A 24,482-nucleotide genomic window follows, 5' to 3' on the forward strand; every position below is an offset into this window, starting at 1 on the left:
TCATTCTCCTTTTTGAATACTTTCACACAAATTTAAAAGCATAAACAGATCTTATTCTCGTCCAAAATACCCACAGAATTGAGAAAAAGAAAGCCTAGTGAAAACACCACTAAGCCTCAATGTTTACTTCTTCTTTTTGAGCTCTTTTCTTTTTAAACTTCTTTTTCATCTTCATTAAAGCTTCATAAACAACTGGAACTACAATCAAAGTGAGTATTGTTGAAGTTGTAAGACCACCAATGACTGTTATCCCTAACCCCCTCGAAATTAAGCCACTTCCATCCGTCTCACCAGTAAACACAAGTGGAACCAATGCCCCTACAGTTGCAAAAGCGGTCATTAATATCGGTCTCAAACGTGTTGTACCCGCTTCTAATATTGCCTCCCTTAAATCAATACCTTCTTTTTCATTCTGAATAATTCTCGCCACTAAAACGATCGCATTTGTTACAACTATTCCGATTAACATTAAGGCACCAATCATTACTGAAATACTAATTGGTTCTCTAGTTAACAAGAGTCCAACCAAACTCCCAATAATTGCATATGGCAAGGAGAATAGGATAGCAAATGGTGCTAGACCACCTCCAAATGTGACAATTAAAACGAAAAATACAACGAAGATAGCAAGACCTGAAGCAATAATTAATTGATTAAAAGAGTCTTCAATTTGATCTGAAACACCGCCAAATTCGAGGTTGACTCCATTCCCAAATGAAATCCCTTTTAATTCACTTTCTAAACCTTTGATTGTCTTATTGATATCATTGCTTTGAACATTAATCGTTACTTCACCATATTGCTTGCCATTACGATTGTATATAGCTGAGGGAGCTTCTTGCTCAATAAGTTCTGTCACCTCTGATAGTTCTATCTCTTCACCAGACAAAGTGGAAATAGGCAACTTAAGATAATCCTCCTGTTTTTCAATCGCTTTTGCTGTATTCAAGTAAACAGGTAAGTCGTCTCCTTCCTCATTTATAGTGGTGAGTCTCATGTCAACCCCTCCACCTAGTGCTGAATAAACCTGTTCTGGGTGCACACCATTATCAATTAATTCATCCAGTTTCAGCTGAAAACCAAGCTTATCATGCAACTCAGAGACATTAGTTTTTATGCTCTTTACTTCTTCTCTATTTGATAGTTTATCTTCAATCTGACCTATTGACTGATTAATCTCTTCAAAATTATTACCGTAAACATAAATATTCATTTGACTATTGCCTGAACCAGAATCCTGAAAACTCCATTCTCCCTCGGTTTGCTTCCGAATTTCAGCAGAGATTACTTCCTGCTCTTTTCCAAAGTCTTCAACGCTTCCTTTATATTTAATGAAGAATAAAACTTGTCGCGTATCCGCTGGGTTAAGTGGATTTCCTCCACCTTGTGATGATTGAACGAGCTCAATATGTTCCCTGCCAAGCAAATAATCTTCTACAGTCTCCACTTGCTCATTAATTTCTTCTCTTGTATCACCTGTTTTTGGATCATAAGTGATAATAAGTAAATTATTTTCATCTTCTTGTATGAAGGTGACGCCAATAAATGGAATCAAAAACAAACTACCAATTAAAAGAATATTGATACATGTGAAAGATACGATTTTATGATTAAGACTCCATCTTAGTATCTTTCTATACGTTTCTCCTTTATGTTTCTTATCTCTAGAAGCACGCTTTTCAACTTTTCTACTCATCATAAAATGAGCCATCATTGGCACAATTGTTATAGAAACTAACAGTGAGGCTAAAAGGGCAAATACGATTGTTAATCCAAAAGGATAAAATAGTTCTCCTACTGGACCATCAACAAGCCCTAATGGAAGGAACACTGCAATTGTTACAATCGTAGAGGACATAATTGGTGAAAACATTTCCTTTGTAGCTGCTACAATTAATGCATTTCCACTCAATGGTTCTTTAGATAACTTTATTTTTCTATGAATGTTCTCAATAACAACAATTGAGTCATCAACTACTCTTCCAATGGCAACTGTCATCGCTCCAATTGTCATTAAGTTCAAGCTAATTCCAATTCGATGAAGTAACAATAATGCAATGAGTAATGATAGTGGAATTGAAATAACCGATATAAGGGTAGATTTTATATCTCTCAGAAACAGTAATATAATCAATACTGCAAAGGCGGCTCCTATTAGAGCCTTTTTGAACATCATACTGATGGAATCTTTTATTGGATCGCCACTATTCAATACTGTTTCAAATGTTAAACCGTCATACTGTTTTTCTAATTCATCCATTTTATTGGTTATTGCGTCAATAATTTCAACCGTATTCCCGTTTACTCCTTGTACTACTTGGATACCAATTGACTCTTCCCCATTAAATCTAGAGATGGACGAAGAGCTTTGCTCTAACTCAATTTCGGCAATATCATTAAGGGTAGGTGTTGCTTCTGCTGTTTGATCTACTCCTTCTATTACAGATTGCGGATTAATTGGCACACTAATATCCTTTAGTTTTTCTATATCCAATTCGCTTTGAATCGCAACGACCTTTTCTTGATTATCAACCTCTTTCACGCCTAATGAAAATTCATTTAACACGCTATTCAAATATTCTGCTACGTCTTGATCACGCAGTTGATATTCTTGTAGTCTTTCCGGTAAAAGATTGATTCTGACCTCTTTCGTCTCATTCCCAACGATATTTACTGTAGAGATTCCCTGAATTTCTTCAAAAGCCGGCTGTATTTCATTTTTTACGAGATTGCTTACTTCCGAAAGGTTACTATTCTGATTTAATACGGATACTACTAAAATTGGTAAATCATTAAAGCTAAGTCTCGCAACCTTTGGTGTCTGGGCATCCTCCGGAAGATTCAGGTTTTTTATCGTTTCTTCAATTTCCTGCTCTGCTTCCTTAAGATCCTTGTCAAATCCATATTCTACTTGGATCGATGACGCGTCTTGCATGGAAGTTGATACCACATTTTTTACCCCATCTAAATTCCGCACACCATTTTCTATCTGATTGGTAATTTTATCCGAAACTTCTTCAGACGATGCACCGGGATAAATAGTTGTAATATCAACGATTGGCTCATTAATATTTGGGAGTTGCTCCATTTTCATTTGAAAGGCAGAAAACATACCAAAGACTATAATAAAGATTGTGACGATCCAAATTGCGAGCTTGTTCTTAATTGAAAAATTAATGATTGACTTCATTCTTCGACTCCTTCTATATTTTACTTATTATCACCTACAAACACCTCTCTATTGTATTCAGTTTGAACAACAAAAAGATTAGAGTATCACGCAAATTTCGCCTGTTATTAAAAAATGCTAAAAACCTCCTAAAAAAGGAGGTTTTTTCATAGGTAAACAGTTGTAATTTCATCTATAGAAACAATTACAGAACCATTAACTGAAGCAATACCCTTCCCTTTCATTAATCCATTTCTTATCCTTGTAACCTCAAAGTACAAATCTAACTTATCCCCTGGATAGGCTGAACCATGTATTTGAGCGCCATTAATCCCAGCTAATATTTCATATTTTTCTGATTTTTCAATACGGACAAAAGCGCCTATTTGACCAATTGCTTCAATAATAAGTGTAGAGGGCATACTTTTTTGACTTTCACTGATAAACCATTCGTTATTGCTTATATTTTTATAACCCTTTACCCACTTCATCGGGTCTCTTTCAACTACTCGATCTACGTATAGGAAAGGGTATTTGTGCGGTAAATACGATAAGCTTTCCATAACCTTAAACAGATTCAGATTTTTTTTGTTTCTCAATAAAACTAATAATATTATTGATAGTCATAAAGGAATCAGTATCTAGTGTGCTATATTCTAAGCCAAATTCTTTTTTTAATTCATTAATGAAAACCAAAACATCCATAGAATCTAAACCATATACTGAATCTGGCCCAAATAAATAGCTATCATCCAATAATTCCTCCGGTTTAATGTCCATTTTGTAGACCTCAATAAATTTTTCTTTTATTTTTTCTTTCATTTTCCTAACCCCTTTTCTCATTTTTAGTATATTTTAAGCAGATAGAACCCCATAAGAAACCCGCACCAATAGCTGAAAGAACAATCGTATCATCCTCTTTCACTTTTCCATCTTTCAAGGCTTTATATAAAACTGAATATAATGTCGCTGAACCAGTATTGGCATATTCTTGTACAGTTATGGTCGTTTTTTCGAGTGGGACATTTAAATCATGCATAACTTCTTTTACTATATTAAGATTTGCCTGATGGACTAAGAAATGATCAATATCACCTATTGTTAATCCTGCAGATAATATGGCTTCCCTTATAGAGGTTGGAACTACTCTTGTTGCAGTATTCCAGACTTCACGACCATTCATCTTAACAAATTGGCTTGTTCTATAATCTTCATTTTCACCCAATGGTACTGTCCCGCCTCCAGGGATTTGAACTGCATAATTAAGCTCTGAATCTAAATGGAAGGAAAGAATGCCTTCACCCTCTCTTGTTTTTTGCAACACCATTGCTCCAGCTGCATCACCAAAAAACACACGTGTAGTGCGATCCTTTGGATCACTAATCCTCGAAAGGATTTCACAACCGATCACTAATACATTTTTCACATTGCTATTTTGGAGTAGATGAGTCCCGACATACATAGCATATATCCCACCTGCACAGCCACTTTGCGTAAGATCAATCGGAATCGCTTTTTCTGCACCTATTTTTTCTTTGATAATCATTGCAGTTGAAGGTAATGCTTGATCAGGTGATGTAGTGGTTACAATAATGGCATCAATCTCTTCTGCTTGAATATCGGCATCCAAGAGTGCCTCCGCCGCTGCACTTGCACAGAGGTCAGAAGTCACATACTCATCTTCTAAGTACCTCCTTTCCTTTATTCCGGTTTTGTCCTGTATCCATTGATCACTTGTATCTAGTTCTTTCACCAGATCTTCATTTTTTACAATTTTGCCTGGTACACGAAATCCTATCCCTTGAATATTAACTGGGATTTCTAAACCCGTTTGATTCAATATTTTTTCAGTGAGTAATGCTTCCATTTACCTTATTCACCTCTCCTTTATTGGAAAATCCCCATATATATCTTTTAAAGCAGATGCTACATCATTTACTTGTACAAAGCATTCTAGTATAACTGATTTACCTACTCTATACGCAGCCATAGCTTCTTTAATTGAATCTACGAGTTCATGACAGGATTTTACTTGTAGGTGATGCAGATTTGAATGTACACCTATAAGCGCCGATTCCTCTTCATGAATAAAAACGGAAGATGCCCCATTATTTTTATTTTGATAAGCTAACCATCCATATCCACCATTATTTAAAACAACATATATGATGGGAATTTTATTTTGTACTACAGTTGAAAGATCGCTTTGGAAAAGATTAAATGCACCGTCTCCTACTATAGCCACAACCATTTTGTCTTTTTGAGCTTGGGCAACCCCTACTGCTGCTGCTGCTCCAAATCCTAAAGGCGTTTGTTCGCTAGGAGTAATAGCATCCTGACCCGCTTTTAGAGCATGATAAGGATAAAAATAACTCCACATGTCTTGCAAACCATTTTCATGAACAAAAACAACCTCTTTAGGTAAATAACTATTTAACACGTTAAGAATGTCAGCAACCCTTAATTGATTATAATGATAAGTTACTGCATCCTTTTCTCTAAAGAGATGATTCTTTAAATTTTCCGCAAATTCTATCCACTGATATGAATCTTCTCTTGGAATACTAGTCTCCATTAATTTACTTAAAATTTCTTCTGCATCCCCCTGGAGATTAAAACTATCATACAAAAGATTGAAACCTTGCTCACTGATATTAATTTGAATCATTTTATTTGCTTTTAGTGAGGCTTCCCAACCGAAAGTAGCTGTTTCTTCGAGTCTACTACCCACTGATATAAATAAATCTGATTGTGTGATAAGTTCCATCATATGAGCTGGACAATATAATCCTGCTAAACCACAAAAAAGAGGATCCTCTTCAGAAATCGCACCACGTCCTGAAGCTGTTACAAAGATAGGTGCCCTAAGCCATTCCGCAAATGCCTTTAATATATGTCTATCTCTTCCCCGTTTCGTTCCGCCCCCGTAAATGATGATCGGTTTTGTTGATTCTTTAATCATCCTTCTTGCTTTGTTTATATTTTCTACATCTGCAGAAAGCTTTGAATGAATGGTAGGTATATATGAGGAAAATTCATTTTTCTGCACCTGTTGAAAACCAATGTCCTCTGGTATTTCTATATAAACAGGTCCAGGTGATCCTGATGTGGCAAGAAATATTGCTTTCTTCATTACCCAATGAATTGAATCAGCGCTCTCCACACGGTGGGCCCACTTTGCTAGAGGAGACACAACTTCGTATTGATTAGCTTCCTGGAAGGACCTATTAAAGCCATATTTTTCTGTTTTAGTGCTAGTTGCAATGATTAAAACCGGTGCACATTGTGCATCTGCCTCAAGGACACCCGTCATACAATTCATCATTGCTGGTCCTTTTCCAACAACACATACACCTAATTGATTCATGGCCAAACTATAACCAGTTGCCATGAACATCGCATTTCTTTGATCCTTTGTTATTAAAAAATTAATGTTATTCTTTTTTATTTCTATCATTAGTGCAAGATCATCACTAGGTAAACCAAAAACTTGAGTTACTCCATTGCATTTTAGGGCTTGTGTAATTGCATACCACACTGTATTACTAGTCATGCTTCGACTCCCAATAATCATGGAGGATTTTCGAAAGTAAAATAGGCTTAATGATTAATTGACCTTTATAAGAAACATAATTAGCCATCGGACCATAACCTCCGAACGGGGCATTTCCATTTTCTATATCTAATAAGGTTTCATTTATTGATACCGTATGCCTCTTATGTAATGCATCGATTAAATTTTTATTGCAATCTCCATACACCGTTGCCCCCATCGCTCTCTCAAGAAAATAACCTGTATTAAAAACCTCCAAGATTTCGTCAACATTCTTATACGTAACCACATTAAAGATAGGAGAAAAGAATTCAGCCATTGGCAAATCATCCTCTATTTTGCTTAACAAGATCGTTGGTTCTATTCTTCTTTCACGATAATGAATATTACCTCCTGAGTAGATATAGTTACTAAATTGATTTAAATGTACGGCCACAACGTCTATTGCAGATAGGTAGTGAATAGGGCCATAATCCATTACTTCGTCCTTATTGCTACCGAATTTGAGTATCTCTAATCTTTGTTTTAACATTGAAACGAATGGTTCTTTCAAATGTTCTGGCACATAAATAACATCTGGACCTAAGCAGTCTTGCCCGGAATTATATGTCCGTATAGAAACAAGGTCATTGATGGATTTTTCTACATCCGCTGATTCAGTTAAGATAAATGGATTGACTCCGTGACCAAAGAAAACAAAGAATTGATCTTCTGAAAGTTGGAATTTAATTTCCTCAGCATTTTTATAGGCACCAGTAAAAATGACTAGTTCCGCCTGTAGAGCTGATTCTTTAATGTACTTTCGATGAGACAATTCTAATAAGTGAATAGGCAACTGATGTATTTCTTTTAACAAATTGTGTAGCTTTCTAACTTGTTCAATAACAAGCCCTGATCCCCTAAATTCAATTTTTTCTACATAAAGCGAAGGGATTAACAAGTAGAGGACATATGAGTATAACAAAACGTTTGATGGCATAAATACTGACATACTATTCAATGTTGGTGGCCTATTTTCATTGACCTCTGCAATCGCGCGGGTGAGAGCTTGAATAGATATATTTATTTCATCTTTAGCTGTATGATAAGGTGAAACCTCTGTCAATATTTCCATCATACATTCTCTGTTTTTTTCGAGATATTCAATTGTACGCTCAATCGCTTCCTTTCTCTCCAGAACTAAAGATGGGAAAGAATCAACTATGATAGTGCTATGCAATTTGAATCCTCCTCTCTATTTTGATTCCATTGTGATGCAAGTTTTTGTAATCCAACCTGATCAACCTTTCCATTTAACAAGTATGGAAATTCCTTTAACACTAAGATTTTATTTGGCTGATAGAAAGGATCTATATGTGTATAAATATTTCGTTTAATTTCAGCTATTTTTGCAGGATCTTCCTCTATAAAGATAAGTACATATGAATCTTTCTTTTCGTCTCTAAAGGAAAAGACCTTCCCTCTATATCCCAAAGAATCAAATATTTCTTTTTCAATTGTTGCTGGGTATATGAGATAACCTTTCCTTAGGAACCCCTCCCCTTTTCGCCCAACTACGTAAAGATGCTGATCTTGTGTCATATATCCCAAATCACTTGTACGATACCATCCATCTAGAAAGGCTCTTTCTGTTTCTTTCTTTAAACCAAGGTATCCTTCCATTAATCCGGGGCTTTTTATTAACACTTCACCAATGTTTCCAGTTGGAGCTTCTTTTCCATATTCATCCATTATCATTATTGTTACACCCTCTAAAGGTTTACCGCAGCCTTTCTCGTTACCTGTATTTAAAGCTATATTTCCTGCTTCAGATAGACCATAGCCGTCAAGCAAGGGCCTGCCTACATAACCTTCAAAATCAGCAGCTAATTTAGCCGATAATGGAGAACCTCCAATACACCACAATCTAACACTTGATCTTTTTAAATCATTTCTAACCTCTTGCCTTTTTTCCATTAGCTGTATTAAAACATGATACGTAGAAGGAATAGCATCAACAACCGTTACTTTGTAATCAGAAATAGCCTTTAGAATTTTCCTTACTTTCTTGTAATCACATAAGACCAAATGACAATCCATCATCCACCAAATGAACACTAAAGATAATCCGTAAAAATGCGAAAAAGGAATAACCGGTAATAATATGTCGTTTCGAAGGTAGCACATGCTTTTCATCGTACTTTCTAAATTGATAAACATGGACTGTCCAGACTTTATTATTGCTTTTGATTGTCCCGTTGAGCCTGATGTATATAGTATTAGTGCATCCTTTCTTGATTTCCATTTTTCGATATTTAATTTAAATTCTATATACGATATTTCATCTGATGATGCCAATGACTTTATACTTATTGAATTCACGATAGGCAAATCACGATCTATTAAGCAAATCTTTGCATTGGTTTCTTCCATAACTCTCTTAATTTTTTGTTCACCTACCTGTCCATCTAGAAGTATAATGGAGCAGTCTAAATGGATTAGTGAAAATAGGGTAACAATAAACTCATAAGAATTTTCTGCGGAAATTACAACTCGATCTCCACTGGAGATACTGTGAAAAGATAAACTTTCGATAGATTGTCTTATATCGTGGAAGAGTATTTGTTTTGTATAGGATCCACTCTCTGTAAATATCATTTTATTCCGTCCTTTAATGGGTCACTGCCTGTTTAATTATCGAATCAGGATCAACCTTAATGGTCTTAATTTTATTTTTCAGAAGTTGGTAAAATAAATTTTTAGGACCTACAACATACACCTCTTTGATTCCGAGAGATTCCATCTGTTCAGTTACTAAGTCCCAACGTACAGGGAGGTCATATCCTTCCGACATCATCACTTTTAATTGCTCTGACTGATTAATTAATCTTCCATCTACATCCGAGATGATGGGTAGAGTAGGGGGCTTAAATTGAACATTAGCAAAAACTTCCCTTTCTACATCTAGTCGTAAAGGAGTTAATACCTCACTATGGATTGGATGTCCCATAGTATGAAGAGAAAAACACTTTGGCCTATTATTTAAGGTTCTTTTTAATAGATCAATTGTAGAAGCGCTACCGCAAAAACACATTACACTCTCCATATTTCCAACCAATTCTAAAAAATGCCCTTTCGACTTGAAATCCTCAATGATTTTATTGGACTCATTCAATGAAAGATTATAAACAAAGTGGGTTTTGAAATCCCCCAGCCGTTCATACCATTCACCTGATAATTTATTGGATTCTTTTGTTATCCATACAGCTTCTTTATAAGAAATGCTTTTCACGTAAATCGCTGCAACAATTCCACCAAAACTCGGACCAATTACCACTTGAGGAGAAAGGCTATATTCCTCATAGAAATGGTCTAACACAGCCATTGTATTGGCAAGGAAAGCACATTCCATCACTACGTAATCTTTATCTCCTACACTTTTGAAAGCCTCAATCAATGAAAAACCTAAAACTTCACTCGCCTCTTCAAATCTTCTTTTTGAAAATGGACTATTTTGCATAAAAGTTTTAATATCTTCATAGTATGATGGTGCTAAACCGGGAAACACTAGACCTATCATCTTTTAACCTCCAATAGACGAACTACTACTTCTTGTACATATTTTATTGATCTCCTCCGCCACAAGATATGATTCCACTTCAAAATCAATATCTGTAAATTGTAGTGATTTGGCTACAAAATTCCCAGGCCCTACCACAATCAACTTTTGCACATTATTTTCTGCTAAAAACTTTAGCGATTGATACCATTGAACAGGTTTGGTGTACTGATTAACTAGCTCATTCGCTATCTCTTTCCCGGTATATAAGGGTGTGGCAGTTACGTTACTAACCAAAGGTTTAATGGGATTCACCGGCTTGATCATGGGCATGAATTCATTCTCAAATCTCTCTTTAACAGATTGAAGAAGAGAACAATGACCTGGTGGTCCATAAGGAATTGTGATTCCAAGGCCCCCAAGAGGTGATATTTTGCTACTTAGCTCCTCAAGACTTTTTGTATCTCCATTAACAATCATTTGATTGGAAGTTCCGTACATACATGGTTCTAGCGTACAGCCTTTATTACGTAATTCAGTAATATGATCATCCAGTACCTCGGTATCAATGTTGTAGAAGAAATAAACTCCATTGCCCTTATTTCTCTTCTCCTCAGCCTCCATTAAGCACATAGCTTGAATCATTTTAACAGTATCTGTAAAATCAAGACTTCCACTACAATGGATAGCATTTACTTGGCCTAGACTTGGACCTAAATAAAAATCTGGCTGACTAATTTCATTTCTAATCAGCTTATATAAAGCTGAACTGATTGTTACAATGCTCGTTCGGGCAATATCTCCACGATTTGTCATGGCCTCATTTTCTAAAAAAAAACTTTTTGCTAAGTCTTTACCGATAATGTCACTTGCTTGTTCAAACTGTTCTCTTACTAAAGGGAAACGATCATATAAATTTTTGAAATCTCCCTTTTTAAGTTTCATTAAAGGTGGAAACAATATGGCTGTTCTCAATTTTTCTACCTCCATCCATTCACATTAGTCCTCCATCAACGACTAACGTTTGCCCCGTGATATAACTTGATTTATCTGAAGCAAGAAATGATACAGCTTCAGCAACTTCTTTTGCAGTCCCTAATCTGCCCATGGCGATTTTCTTTCGAAACTCAGTCATCTGCTTTTCTGGAATTCGATCTACCATTCCAGTGTCTTCAATATATCCTGGAGCAACTGCATTCACCCTGACATTATAAGGGGCATACTCCTTTCCAAGTGAGCGTGTTAAACCAATTACTCCCGCTTTACTTGCGCTATACGCACTTAGTCGTTCTATTCCTACCAACCCTGAAAGGGATGATATATTAATAATTGAACCGCTTTGTGCTAACAACATGTGAAAAGAAACAGCATGAATGCAATTAATTGTTCCCATAATGTTGGTGTCCACAATCTCTTTCCACTTCTCTACCGGATTACTTGGAATTAATGCACCACCAAAACTGATACCCGCATTATTAACAAGTACATCAATTCGCTTATGCGTGGATATTATATTTTGAAAAACATTTTTGACCATTTCAATATCATTGACATCCAGTTTTTCAAAAAACACGCGCTCATGACCCGTTTCTTTTTTTATCTCCTCAACTACTTGTTTGATTTCTGATAACGAAGATCGATAAAGCATGATTACAGTTGCACCTAATTCAGTAAAATGCTTTGACATACTTTTTCCTATTCCTTTTGAAGCTCCTGTTATGACTACTACCTTTTCACTCCACATTAACGCCAACACCTTTTACCAAACTTGGAAAGCACTCATCCTTCCATTGATGATTGAGATATTCATATAATTCTTTTCTAGTTTTCTCTTTTTCACTTTTGGGGATCATATCCTCTGGCAGATTCCCCTCATCCTGAGAGTAATATTCCTCCCTCAAAATAGAAGAAACCACAGCATCATGATACTCTCCATCTAAGAAGAAATAATCACGTAGAACCCCTTCTATTGTGACTTTATTCTTTATTAGAAAACGAATAGTCCTCAAATTGTATAAACCATTAATGAATTGAACTTTGTGAGCATTTTTAAAATGAAATAAATAATCTAAAATCAATAATGAGGCTTCTGCCCCGTAACCCATATCCCATAAATCGGGATTTCCTATTACACCACCAAGTAAATAACTTCCTTCATACTTCTGAGGCTGCCAGGAGATAAATCCTATCTTTTCATTGTCATGTGTAAGCACTGTGGCATAATTTGTATTCCCTGTTCTAATATCAGCCTTAATGTCCTCCAATGTGGCAAAGTCTTGGGCCCCTCTCGCCAATGCACTTACTTTTGATGGACAAACCCATTTTGAGAACAACTTAAAATCTTCTTCTTCAAGAGCCTGTAGTTTAACAAAATTACCTTTCATAATTTCCTCCTATTTGTATTTATTAAGCTCATCATAAAATAGGAGTGGGTCAAAAGAACCCGTAAATCACGCAAATGTAAGTCGTCTTCTTACATTCTCCTATCTTAGTTCTGTGTTACTAGTTGAGATGTGTATACTGTATAAATAAATTGGATGCCAATCTCACTTTTGAACTACTTCCCTCTATTTTTTCTTTTTCCATAAAAAAAAGTCTGACATTTGGTCAGACTCTAGGCATATACCGTTTGAACTTTTCTTATACTTATTGATTGATTCTGCAATAGTATGGCCTTCGTCATCTTAACCGCCAGACCTACTCTTGAGTTTACTTTTAATTTTTGCATACTAGATGTAATATAGTATTCAACTGTCCGCTTACTTAAATACAAGGTATCTGCGATTTGTTGATTGGTTTTATCATTTATTAACTCTTCTACGACTTTTAACTCCATTTCAGTTAAAATCGTAGGTATATACTTCAACTCTTCGTCAAGATCAAACGGAATTTTATTACCCATTAAAGGAAAGATATATTGCTTTAAAGCTGTCGAAAAGTAAAAGCCGCCCTTTTCTATCATTTCAATGGCAAAATGTATCTCTTCTGGTTTTTCCTTTGAAACGATTCCTTGGACATTACTTACAACAGAGATTAAATGCTGCTCCCTTTTTCCAATTAATACAATGCTAGGAACTTTATTTTCTAGAAGACTGTCTATATAAATGCTTTTAACTTTATTAATAATTGCCAAGGAGAATCCCTTTAAAAATAGTGGATCTTGTAAAAGATTTTCATTGTTTAAGTAATGAAGCTGATATTTTTCCTTATTCAATAATACGGAATGTATCGAGCCTTTTTTGAACGCCTTCTCTTTCCCCACAATCAAAACTTTTTTAGGCTTCATAACTTTTTCTCCTAGTGATGGCCTGGGATAGGTTTATCTTCGAATATACCTATACCGATGTTATCAGCACCATTACTTTGTACTACTTCAGATTTAATCACTCCATTAAATACGCCTATAGTAAGTAGTAAACCAATAATAAATTTATTTAGGACTTTCATCCTCTTTTTCCCCTCCTTTTGATTATCTAATACCATTATCACCCAAAAATTTGTTAAAATGTATATGTATTTACGCAATATTTAGACATATTTCATTAGGAGGATTGGTCTTTTGGAGAAAACAGGTGAAAAAATTGCCTATTATCGAAAGAAAAACGGGTTTTCTAGGCAATATTTAGCTGATAATATATGTGATGAATCCACTTTATATCGTATCGAAAAAGGACAGCAACTGCCTAGATTGGATATACTGAAAGAGATCTGCATGAAACTTAATATCCCTATTGAATACATTTTATCAGATAATGATGAAGCAGAACTTATATCCTACGTACAAAAATTTAAGAGGCTTTGCCGAGAGAGTCTCTATCAATTAGATTTTATCACTTTACAATACCACTATGAAGAGGCAAAAAATTTCTCTAATAACAACCCTTTATTAAACAACCGACAATTCCTCAGATTTCTAAGTTGGATTGAGGCAGTTCTTTATCATAAACGAGACCAAAACCCTGAAAAAGCTGAAATACTGCTGCGGAAACTCATCCAAAACGGAAAAATAATTAACGAAATAGATATTAATATTACGAATTCTCTTGGATTATTACTCTTAGAACAAAATAAACTAAAAGAGGCTCTTCGTCTTTTTATTTCATCATACAAAGCTTTAGAAAATAGTCCCTATATTGAGGATAAGTCCCTCTTCCCTAGAGTAGCCTATAATCTGGCCTGTCTTTACTATGAAAATCATAGAGATAGTGAATGCTTTGATATTTGTTATCGCCTAGAGTACTACTTACAATCTAATCACTTATTTTATTGTGCAGGAGAAGTAAGATATCTATTGGGCATTCTACATAAGCGAAAAAACGATTTAGATATCGCCCAACAATACTTCGATGAAGCAGTAAATATATTTTCTTTTGAAAGGAAATATGCTTTCTGTAGCCAATCACTACACTCCCTTGCTGAAATTCACTATTTAAAAGGGGATTCCAGAAATGGTGAGTTACATGTTAACAAAGCATTAAGCATAGCAGATTCAATTAATGATCAAGAAATATCTAACGCCATCAAAGAAGAAATAAAGCATACTATAAAACAGTATGCTAGTAGGCTTTAATAATATTAGAATGTAGTATCTCTTTTATGATCTTAATTGTTGAAGTGATATCGTCATCTGTAATATGTCTATGAATAACCGCTCGTATTCTACCATATCCCATCTCAGAAAATATTACATTATTTTTTTCTGCAGCCTCAAGAAATGACTTCCAAGTGAAATTTTCATTAATGATTTTGAACATGATTATATTTGAATGTACATCCTTTGTTTCAACCTCAATCCCATCAATCGCTTCTAATTCTTTCGCAAGTCTTTTCGCTTTCTGATGATCTTCTGTCAGTCTATCTATCATGGTTTGAAGGGCCACCAAGGCGGGAGCTGCTAAAATTCCCGTCTGGCGCATTCCTCCACCCAACATTTTTCTAATTCTTCGTACTTCGTTAATGTGTTGTTTTGTACCTGATACAATCGAGCCTACAGGTGCCGATAACCCTTTTGATAAACAAAATTGTAAAGAGTCCACATGCTGTGTAATCTCTTTTATATCGACACCTAATGAGAGAGCTGCATTAAAGACACGGGCCCCGTCCATATAGATAGGGATATGATTTTCATCCCCAAAACGCTTTATCTCACTTAAGTAATCTAAGCTTAACGCTTTCCCTCCACACCTGTTATGTGTATTCTCAAGACAGATTAACGCCGGCAGAGCAAATTGTGGATCGTTCTTATCGATTGGAATAGCGTTGGTTAAATCTTCTATAGAGAGACTTCCATCAGACTGTGTACGAATAGGTTCGTACATAATCCCCCCGCAAACTGAAGCTCCTCCAGCTTCAAAAATATAGATATCAGATTCATCACCAACGAGTGCTTTTGTTCCTCTTGGACAGTAAGCCATGATAGAAGCTAAATTCGCCATTGTACCACTCGGCATAAAGCAGGCCGCTTCTTTCCCTGTTAACTTTGCAGCAAATTCTTCAAGATGATTTACTGTTTCATCCTGCCCATAAACATCATCACCTAGCTTTGCTTCTTGTATTGATTGCATCATGGCATCTGTTGGCAACGTAATTGTATCACTTAAATAATTGATCATGTACACACTCCTCAATTAGCATTGATTGTTCAAAACCATCCAATAAACATTTCATTTCACTATAAGTTCGTGAGGCTACCACCATATAACCTATTCGGCCATACGCATTTTCCGCTTTCTTTACATAGTCACCAGGTACTTTAGAATAACGAACCTCTTTTATATCACTATGAGATTTAACATTATGCAATTCTTTTATTTCCCCTGACACACTAGGCACTAAAAATTTGATACCTGCAGTTAATGACTTTTTTTCCTCAATTAACGGTTCAATTCCTGATGCATTCTTTAATTGTTCTTTAAGCAGATCCACTCCAGTTGCATATTTTATAAGTTCAGGTATCATACCTCCTGCAAGTCTCCCATTAAACTCCACTAAAAATACTTTATTATCTTTTATCTTTATCTCTAGATGAGCAGGTCCTGATTTCCAAAGTAAACTTTCAAGAATAAGTAAAACCCCTTTTTCAATTATTCCTTTAAGATTTTCATCTATCCTAGCTGGAAATACATGACCACTTTCTATAAAAAAATCTCCCTTATTTAATTGTTTTTCGGTCACTCCTATCAGATGATGTTTACCTTTAACGGAAAAAACTTCTACGCTGTATTCTTGCCCTTCTATATACTCTTCGATCAAAGCTCCTTGTTTTTTCGTTTGACCTCTGACATTATGAGTAATTCTCATTATCTCTTTTGCATATGCAGATAATGATGGATAGTCCATACATTTACGTACGAAATTGGACCCACTATCATCAATTGGCTTTACAATGACTGGATAATTAAGTTCACCTTTTAATAATTCTAAGTCTTGCTCTGATTCTACTAATCTAAAATATGGCTGATAGAGTTCTGAGCATTCTCTTAATACCTGTCTAACAGCAGACTTATTTCTTACAATTTTGATTGTATCTGGCGAATTACCAGAAAAATGAAAAAGGCGATTCAAACATGCGACAGTATAAATATAAAATTCACTTGTTGTTGTAATACCTGCAATCTCTTCTAATGTAAAGTGATTCAAAATTGTATTTTTCAAGCCTTCTAAATCATTCGTTTCTGCTATAACAACCTCACAATCAATTAATGTCAATTGCTCATAACGGCTAGAATTATTTGTTATGAACACTGGCCTTAACCCTAGTTCCACCGTTTTTTCCAGTGCCAGCATTCCTGTACCAGTCGTATTAGATTCAATAAACAGCAACTTTTTCATTCACTTTCTCCCCTCGATTGATATGGGTATATGACCAATTACACACATCCTTAATATCCTTTTCCTCGACAGGATTCATGTTTAAACAATTGCTTATGATACCGTGTTTCCTTAAATACTTCTCATCATATATTGAATGAAAATATCGATCTCCTCTGTCTGGAAAAATGCCAACAATCACATTGTCTTTGTTGACTTGTGTACTTAGCCATCTGCTTACAGCATAAACACTCCCCGAACTGTTTCCAGCAAATATCTTCTCATGTCTAGCAAGTTCTAAAGTCCATGAAAAAGCTTCCTGATCATTCAGCCAATGCACACTATCTATTATGGAGTAATCAACATTTTGCGGCTTCAAGCTATTCCCCAATCCTCCTTGGAGTCTGTGAGGCTGATCTTTTTGTTGGAAAATCGCACTTCCTACTGCATCTACTGCAATTACCTTTAATGAGGGATTCTCCTTTTTTAAAGCTTTAGCCGTTCCACATAAGGACCCTCCACTTCCCACTGCCGCTACCAAATAATCAACTCTACCGATATCATTGATTAAGTCATTGGCCAAATCCTCATAAGCAAGGGGGTTATTAGGATTTTCATATTGTCTTGGCCAAAAGGCATTGGGGTGGCTTTCCATAAAGCGATGAAGGTAATTAAGTCTCGCCCTTTGCCACCCTCCCTCCTCTTCCATTTCTTTTACAATATGAACATTGGCTCCCAAAGCCTTCATTTTCGCCAACGTTAACTGATCAATACGTGGATCCGTAATAATATGCACATCATAGCCAAGATACGTTCCTACTAATGTGACTCCCATAGCCAATGTACCTGAAGAACTTTCTACAATGACGCCTCCAGGTTTTAAAATTCCCGCATTGATTGCTTCATAAATTGCCTTTTTTGCTACGCGATCCTTCATACCGAAAGGATTATTCATCTCTAACTTTGCATAAACCGGTGCGACACTATTTGCTTCCAGCCGTAGCCTGACTGCTGGTGTCCTACCTATCAGATTGATCATACTATCATTCACCAAAGCCACCCCCCGCCTTCTCTTGTAGAGGGTAGGGAGTGAAAGACTTCAGCACTTAGTCCAAAGGATTTAAACTTTTCAATACCCTTTTTCAATTTATCTATATAATTGGGATCCGTATCCGATAGTAAAACTCCAATATAAGTACCACTATGAGCTGTAACTATACCAACCCCTCCTATTTCTTGATTAATTCTTTTCATTTTATCTATTAACAATTTCGGTCTAACCTTTTGATTCATCTCTGTACTTCTTGTCGCTACCTGCCCCAATAAGTTCACATCGCCTACTACAATAGCACCTTCTGCCTGTTGTAAAAGACGTTCATATTCTACCTTTTCTTTTTGATCAAATGGTTTAATTTGGTGGTTGAACTCAATTGTATCTACTACCCCACCTTCATCAATTGCAAGAACGGTTAATGGTGGACAACTACCAAAGTTGCCTCTAATCTTAACTTCGCGATGGTAATAAGACACAACGCCTTCATACATAATGCCATCGGAGGGCTCAATTCTTCTCATCATCTCTTCTAAAAGATAAATAGGAATCTTAATTGGGTAACAGTCTTCTATTGCCCTTATAGCTGCCACCATATCAGCAGTCGAACTCGCCAACCCTTTCCCCTCAACAAGCTCACTATCTATTTCCAGTCTTCCTCCTGTAGGTAAGTTAAAATAAGACAAAATATTAATAGCTAATTGTCTAGTTTTTTTCTTATGGGGAGGAAAAACTTCTAACTCTTGAGCAGATGGGGATGAGTTAAAATAGCAAGTCGAAAACCGATTAATTGGAAAAGTGACTAAAAATTCCTGATTATCTGGTAGGATCCCTTGTAGGAATTCTCCAAAGGTACCACATGCTCTACCAACACCGGTAATCACTTCGTTATCACATACCATTTTGGCTTCCTTAATCATTTACATTTTCCTTTCCGGGCACCCATTTATCTAATCTCTGCTTTGCCTCGGTCACCTTTTCTGTTATCCGATTAAAACGACGAATAAACTCTGCGTTTTGCCTTTTCTGACACTCTATGATTTCATTTACTTCTTCAGGGTGAACAGATCCGGCTGTAATTTTTACAAACAAGGCTTTTTCTGGGTCAAATATATCAACTAAAGTAGCTTGATTTATCTGAAGCTGTTTATAGCCATACCGCTCGCAGACTTGTGATAATAATAAAATGGGTAGTTTTTTTGGCGCAATTCCCTCATTGATTGCTAAGGTGATGAATTCACCTGAAATGACTTGGGCCTTACGATAAGGAATGCCTTCTTTAGCTGATAAATAATTGGCTAACGTAAATCCACCAAGGTAATCCTCTTCACACCTTTTTTTCATCTTATTTATATTGAAATCAATATTCTCAAAAATAAGTAGCAGAAGATCCGCAATGTCATTTGCTGTTTGGAAAAGCCGTGGTAGGTTGCTCGATGATTCCTTTGAAACCTCCACTAGATTACTAAAGGGTGTATTCCGTTGACCCAACATAAAATCCTGATAATAACTAATTAGATGACTTGTTTTTCCTCTAATTCTCTCTAGTATAGGAAGATTTCTTTTTTGTGGCATGGAGGAAGAGATACCTACTAGTTCATCAGGAAAATGAAGGAATTGATATTCACTACTCCCCCAGTTCATCATATCTGTCATGAAACGGCTCATATTAACACCAAAGAATGCCAGACTCTCTCCTATTTCTAAAATCCAATCCCGTGATGCCACACATACTAAAGCATGTCCACCAAATGAATCGAAACCTAGATCATTTGCCATCATTTCCAAATCCCATGGATACTCCTGACCTGACATTGCCCCAGAGCCTAATGGACAACTTTCATTTATAGACTCCAAACAAAGAACCATTTTCTCCAATGTCTTCTGTATATGACGGCTTATGGCAGTCAGATAGAATCCGACACTCATCACCTGCGCCGTTTGAAAGTGTGTATAGCCTGGCATAATCGTCCTTTTATACTTAGAAGCCAGTGCCCATAACTCTATCAAGAGCTTTTGAAATTTTTGAATTAGACTGATCCATGAATCCCTTGCATACATTAACTGTCCGCATGCCTGTAAATCATTTCTGCTTCTGTCTAAATGCCAATTTAATACTGGCTTACCCAAGTTCTCATCAATTGCCTTTTCAATAGAAAAGGCAATATCATTCATATTAGAATAGGCGCTTTTAATAATATTTTCTTTTTGTACAGATTTTACACTTTCTAAGAGTTTTACAGCATCTGTTGTATTAATTAAATTCATTTCCTCATAAGATTTTATGAGCACTTTTTCAATAGATAGATAATGTTCTAGATAGTTATCTGACTCAAACAATAGCTGCGGATATAATATAAGCTTATTCATGATTTCATGCGGGGGACTCTTGACTCTTCCTGTCATTCTCAATTTGCTTCATCTCCTTTAACGATAATAATTGATCCATCATTGTTCCTATTACTACAGAATGTGGAGATTCCAGTAAATTATTATGATTACCATCAACTGGTATGACCGTTACCTTGCCTAACGTCCTATTCCGCCAAATATTTTCATCAACAAGTGCATGAGGCTGAGTCTCATCAATTTTTTTACATTTAAAAAGAACTAAATCTGAAGTAATTTCTTGAACAAACTTATACGACTCACATGCAATGTTATTCTTCCCCATTACTTCAATGATTCTTTTTACATCCTCTTGTTCTGAGCCTTTAGGTAGTACACCTTTTCTAATCGCTCTCTCTAAGACTTCTGTATATTTATCCTTATTTGAAAGTTGACTAAATGCCTCTAAGTCCATCCCTAAACTATGTGCCCATACGATTAATGGATCCCTATTAGCTACTGACTGCAAGTTATGAAAAGGGTGAGCATCAAAAAGTATAACTGATGATACATGATAGTTTCGCTCTTCTAATATTCTTGCCATTTCTACCGCAATTGTCCCACCCATGGACCAACCAGCTATTCTGTATGGACCTTCCGTTTGAATTTGTAATACTTCCTCCACATATTTAACTGCCATCTCTTGTATAGTATTTAATGGCTGCTGATTATCTCCATATCCAATGGATTCTATTCCATATATAGTAAGATTTATAGACATATCTTTCACGAGTGGCATATAACAGAGTGCCCCCCCACCTCCCGGATGAATCAAAAATAATGGAGGGTGAGTTGTATCTGATTGCTTTAAAACAACTACATTATTATCAACTTTCACTTTGTTCCCATCTTCAATAAATTCACTCAATTGCTCAATCGTTCTATACTTAAATAAGTCAGAAATCGTCATACTGACATTAAACTCTTTTCGAACGGCGGCAACTACTTCAATGGCTTTAATACTGTAACCACCGAGATCAAAGAAATCCTCTTTAACCCCCAATTCTTTAATACCTAATACCTCTTGCCAAATGTGACAAAGTTTGACTTCCACATTGCTCTTTGGCATTAACTTCACTTTGCTCACAAGGTCATTTCGCTCAAAAGGCAATTCGTTGACGAGAAGTTTACCATTTGAGGAGAGGGGAATTTCATCCACCCAAACAAAGGATGCTGGTACCATATAATGCGGAAGCACTTGTTGCAGTCTCCGTTTTATGTTTGCAGCTATTATTTGACTATCTTTATTTTTAACAAGAAAAGCATAGATTTGATTTTCTCCATTATTTATATGTGTAACGACTGCAGCATCTGTTATCTCAGGGTAATCTAGAATGGTACTTTTTATCTCGTTTAATTCTATTCGAAAACCTCTAATCTTTACTTGGGAATCCTTCCTTGATATAAACAAAAACTCATTGCTTGCCAGTTGCTTCACAATGTCCCCTGTTTTGTAAAACATTTGATTTTGTCCAATTACATCTAAAGTAATAAATGTGTTTTTTGTTAACTCTTCATTGTTAATATACCCCTGTGATACACTTGGACCACCAATAAACAATTCTCCTTCAACGCCTTTAGGAACGAGTTGAAGATTCTCATCTAATACTATTAGTTGGTAACCTTCAAAGTTTTTCCCTATTGGCATCGTAACGTTAGGATATGTTTTACTACATATATGATAACTTGCCGCAACAGTCGCTTCTGTTGGTCCATATAAGTTGACTAGTGTTGCATCGATATTAATCGATTCATAGAATTTTTCCACTATTTTCCTATTAAGTGCTTCACCTCCTGTGAAAACCATTCGAAGCGAGTCATTATTATTAAATAGAGGTTGATCATTCAATTTATCTATTAAACTATGAAACAGCTGTGCTCTCGTGACTCTTTCTTGATACATTAAATTCGCTAAATAAGCGATATCAAATTGATTCTCTTGTTTCGTGAGAACCAGTGTACCTCCTCCTATCAGCGAACCAAATATTTCGGTTATTGACGCATCAAATGTAAAATTTATGTTTTGTAAGACCCTTTCACTTTCTTGATAAGGAAACACTTCTAAGTAATCATCAATATGATTGAGCAATGATGCATGTGTAACTTTAACTCCTTTTGGTTTGCCGGATGAACCCGATGTATATATTACATATGCTAGCATCTCATCTGGAGGCAATTCCTTTAAACACAGGAGTGGTTTATCCAGCTCTGATTGCATTGCCTCTTTTATGTTGATAATCTGATAAGGAACCCCATGTTGATTCACTACTTTATCAGTCAACAAAAGCGGAGCATTTGCATCACTAAGCATAAAATTCATCCTGTTTACAGGAAGCGACGGATCAATTGGTAAATACGCACACCCACTTTTGATAATTCCCAATATTGCCGCTATTTGCTCTAAAGTCCGACTCATGGAAAGACCTATTATGCTCCCTTGTTTACTACCGCTTCTTCTTATTATGGCTGCAATTTGATTACTCTTTCTCTCCAATTCTGCAAAAGTATAACTGCCTGAATCTGTTTTGACAGCGCAGGCATTTGGCTTATGAAGAGAGTGATAGGCAATCCTATCATGGATATAAGATGGCGGCCTTCCCTTCATATTAAAGCTTGTTAATTCGGCAATTTCATGCTTACTCATAAAGCTCAATTTAGATATTGGCTTATTAGGATCCGCCATAATATCTTGAACTAATTGAATATAATGGTTAATGAACCTTTCCATTGATTGCTTGCTTAAAATATCAGGGTTGTACTCAATTTCTGCATATGCTTGATTTCCTTCAGCATTTATATACAGGACCTTATCAAACTTTGATGTACCTGTATTAATTTTTTCATACTCGACTTTTAAACATTGTTCAACTTCTGTTCTTTGCTCATGGTAAGTAAATAGAACCTGAAATATAGGATGATAAGAGTTTTCCCTTTTGGGATTAACCTCTTGGACAATTCTCTCAAATGGAACCGTACTGTTTTCGTATACATTTAGAAAAGATTTGATTGTCTTTTTCAATACGGATGAAAATTTACTATAGGGTTTTAAAGACATACGAATAGGAAGTGTATTAACAATAAATCCAATCATATCTTCGGTAAATGCTGCTTTTCTATTAGATATTGGACTACCTATGACAATATCTTTTTGACCGGTATATCTATAAAGCAAAATAAAATAGGCTGCCATAAAAAAGGCGTTCATTGTGGATCCACTCTTTTGAGTATACTCCCTTACCTTTCCTACCAACTCGTTAGGAAAAGATAGCCTAATATTGTTGCCGCTGTAGGTCTGTTCTCTTGGTCTTGGGAAATCAGCTTGTAATTGTAAAAAGGGAGAAGCATCTTTCAAGTATTCCTTCCAGAAGCCAATACTCTGTTCTAGTTTCCCATCAAGAAGTGACTCACTTTCCCAATTAGCAAAATCCGCATAGTGATATTCAGGATCGCTAATTTGAAGCTCATCCCCTTTTTCTAAGTGTGTATATATATTTAAAAGTTCTTTTTTGAATATATCTAAGGACCACGCATCATAAATAATATGGTGTACATTAAAAAGAAAGTAATGAAAATGCTCATCGATTTTAATTAATTCAAAATTAATGAGAGGACCCTTTTCGATATCAAATGCTTTTTTGGCAAAGCTCTGTATATACTCTTCTAACTTTACTTCCTCTTCAATTTCTTGCTTATTTTTCATTATCAATTTAAAAGTTGGAGAAGAGACAGAAACTTTTTGTACTGGCTCTCCATCCACTTCAAGAAATGTCGTTCGAAATATTTCATGCCTTTCAATCATTTTCATAATTGAATGTTCTAGTATTTTTTCATTTAATCTACCACTAAGCTTAAAGATAAAAGGAATATTATAAGTTGGACTCTTTTGAAATAACTTTTCAAAATACCATATTCTCTTTTGTCCAAAAGAAGCCGGGAGAAGGTACACATTTTCTTCTAATGACTCGTCCATTTT

General features: G+C 35.7%; 20 protein-coding genes. 1 reads left to right on the forward strand and 19 read right to left on the reverse strand.

What is annotated here, in order from left to right:
• Positions 1-109: 109 nt before the first annotated feature.
• The 13 genes from U9M49_RS11730 to U9M49_RS11790 form a co-directional block, all read right to left on the reverse strand.
• Positions 110-3,190, reverse strand: coding sequence for an efflux RND transporter permease subunit (locus U9M49_RS11730; RefSeq protein WP_322909854.1), 3,081 nt, complete (start codon positions 3,188-3,190; stop codon positions 110-112).
• Between the two features lie 146 nt (positions 3,191-3,336).
• On the reverse strand, positions 3,337-3,732 hold the full coding sequence (locus U9M49_RS11735; RefSeq protein WP_095371524.1) for a 3-hydroxyacyl-ACP dehydratase FabZ family protein: 396 nt from the start codon (positions 3,730-3,732) through the stop codon (positions 3,337-3,339).
• Positions 3,733-3,736: 4 nt separating this feature from the next.
• A complete protein-coding gene (locus U9M49_RS11740) occupies positions 3,737-3,991 on the reverse strand; it encodes an acyl carrier protein (protein WP_095371523.1) in 255 nt (84 codons plus the stop codon).
• A gap of 4 nt (positions 3,992-3,995) precedes the next feature.
• Positions 3,996-5,036 (reverse strand): 3-oxoacyl-ACP synthase III family protein, encoded by a 1,041-nt coding sequence (locus U9M49_RS11745; RefSeq protein WP_095371522.1) that lies wholly within the window; start codon positions 5,034-5,036, stop codon positions 3,996-3,998.
• A gap of 9 nt (positions 5,037-5,045) precedes the next feature.
• Positions 5,046-6,722, reverse strand: coding sequence for a thiamine pyrophosphate-binding protein (locus tag U9M49_RS11750; protein WP_322909855.1), 1,677 nt, complete (start codon positions 6,720-6,722; stop codon positions 5,046-5,048).
• Positions 6,715-7,941 carry an aldehyde dehydrogenase family protein gene (locus U9M49_RS11755; RefSeq protein ID WP_095373583.1) on the reverse strand — a complete coding sequence of 409 codons (1,227 nt, stop codon included), beginning with the start codon at positions 7,939-7,941 and terminating at the stop codon, positions 6,715-6,717. The genes U9M49_RS11750 and U9M49_RS11755 overlap by 8 nt, the downstream gene beginning before the upstream one ends.
• Positions 7,923-9,359 carry a class I adenylate-forming enzyme family protein gene (locus U9M49_RS11760; RefSeq protein ID WP_322909856.1) on the reverse strand — a complete coding sequence of 479 codons (1,437 nt, stop codon included), beginning with the start codon at positions 9,357-9,359 and terminating at the stop codon, positions 7,923-7,925. The genes U9M49_RS11755 and U9M49_RS11760 overlap by 19 nt, the downstream gene beginning before the upstream one ends.
• Before the next feature lie 13 nt (positions 9,360-9,372).
• The gene (locus U9M49_RS11765; RefSeq protein WP_095371519.1) at positions 9,373-10,281 is read right to left on the reverse strand and encodes a hypothetical protein; all 909 of its coding nucleotides are present in this window, start codon (positions 10,279-10,281) and stop codon (positions 9,373-9,375) included.
• Between the two features lie 3 nt (positions 10,282-10,284).
• Positions 10,285-11,235: an ACP S-malonyltransferase gene (locus U9M49_RS11770; protein WP_307316521.1), complete on the reverse strand. Its 951-nt coding sequence runs from the start codon at positions 11,233-11,235 to the stop codon at positions 10,285-10,287.
• Between the two features lie 19 nt (positions 11,236-11,254).
• A complete protein-coding gene (locus U9M49_RS11775) occupies positions 11,255-12,004 on the reverse strand; it encodes an SDR family NAD(P)-dependent oxidoreductase (RefSeq protein ID WP_322909857.1) in 750 nt (249 codons plus the stop codon).
• A complete protein-coding gene (locus U9M49_RS11780; RefSeq protein ID WP_095371516.1) occupies positions 11,994-12,644 on the reverse strand; it encodes a GNAT family N-acetyltransferase in 651 nt (216 codons plus the stop codon). The genes U9M49_RS11775 and U9M49_RS11780 overlap by 11 nt, the downstream gene beginning before the upstream one ends.
• Positions 12,645-12,874: 230 nt before the next feature.
• The gene (locus U9M49_RS11785; RefSeq protein WP_095371515.1) at positions 12,875-13,546 is read right to left on the reverse strand and encodes a response regulator transcription factor; all 672 of its coding nucleotides are present in this window, start codon (positions 13,544-13,546) and stop codon (positions 12,875-12,877) included.
• 11 nt (positions 13,547-13,557) lie between these two features.
• Entirely contained in the window at positions 13,558-13,707 is a 150-nt protein-coding gene (locus U9M49_RS11790; protein ID WP_157733857.1) for a hypothetical protein, read from the reverse strand.
• A gap of 112 nt (positions 13,708-13,819) precedes the next feature.
• On the opposite strand from U9M49_RS11790, the gene U9M49_RS11795 reads away from it, so the two are divergent.
• Positions 13,820-14,830, forward strand: a complete 1,011-nt coding sequence (locus U9M49_RS11795) for a helix-turn-helix domain-containing protein (RefSeq protein ID WP_157733856.1) — start codon at positions 13,820-13,822, stop codon at positions 14,828-14,830.
• Here the strand turns inward: U9M49_RS11795 and U9M49_RS11800 are convergent.
• The 6 genes from U9M49_RS11800 to U9M49_RS11825 are packed head-to-tail and all read right to left on the reverse strand — an operon-like array spanning position 14,817 to position 24,479.
• A complete protein-coding gene (locus tag U9M49_RS11800) occupies positions 14,817-15,872 on the reverse strand; it encodes a GntG family PLP-dependent aldolase (RefSeq protein ID WP_322909858.1) in 1,056 nt (351 codons plus the stop codon). The two genes, U9M49_RS11795 and U9M49_RS11800, sit on opposite strands and share 14 nt — an antisense overlap.
• On the reverse strand, positions 15,853-17,091 hold the full coding sequence (locus U9M49_RS11805) for an ATP-grasp domain-containing protein (protein WP_095371512.1): 1,239 nt from the start codon (positions 17,089-17,091) through the stop codon (positions 15,853-15,855). Before U9M49_RS11805 ends, U9M49_RS11800 begins: the two co-directional genes overlap by 20 nt.
• Positions 17,069-18,124, reverse strand: a complete 1,056-nt coding sequence (locus tag U9M49_RS11810; protein WP_307316606.1) for a PLP-dependent cysteine synthase family protein — start codon at positions 18,122-18,124, stop codon at positions 17,069-17,071. The genes U9M49_RS11805 and U9M49_RS11810 overlap by 23 nt, the downstream gene beginning before the upstream one ends.
• Positions 18,118-19,041: a kinase gene (locus U9M49_RS11815; RefSeq protein ID WP_095371510.1), complete on the reverse strand. Its 924-nt coding sequence runs from the start codon at positions 19,039-19,041 to the stop codon at positions 18,118-18,120. Before U9M49_RS11815 ends, U9M49_RS11810 begins: the two co-directional genes overlap by 7 nt.
• Entirely contained in the window at positions 19,034-20,527 is a 1,494-nt protein-coding gene (locus U9M49_RS11820) for an argininosuccinate lyase (RefSeq protein WP_322909916.1), read from the reverse strand. The genes U9M49_RS11815 and U9M49_RS11820 overlap by 8 nt, the downstream gene beginning before the upstream one ends.
• A complete protein-coding gene (locus tag U9M49_RS11825; protein ID WP_095371509.1) occupies positions 20,496-24,479 on the reverse strand; it encodes a non-ribosomal peptide synthetase in 3,984 nt (1,327 codons plus the stop codon). The genes U9M49_RS11820 and U9M49_RS11825 overlap by 32 nt, the downstream gene beginning before the upstream one ends.
• Positions 24,480-24,482: the final 3 nt, after the last annotated feature.

Source organism: Cytobacillus sp. OWB-43 (assembly GCF_034651445.1).
GTDB classification, from domain to species: domain Bacteria; phylum Bacillota; class Bacilli; order Bacillales; family Cytobacillaceae; genus Cytobacillus; species Cytobacillus kochii.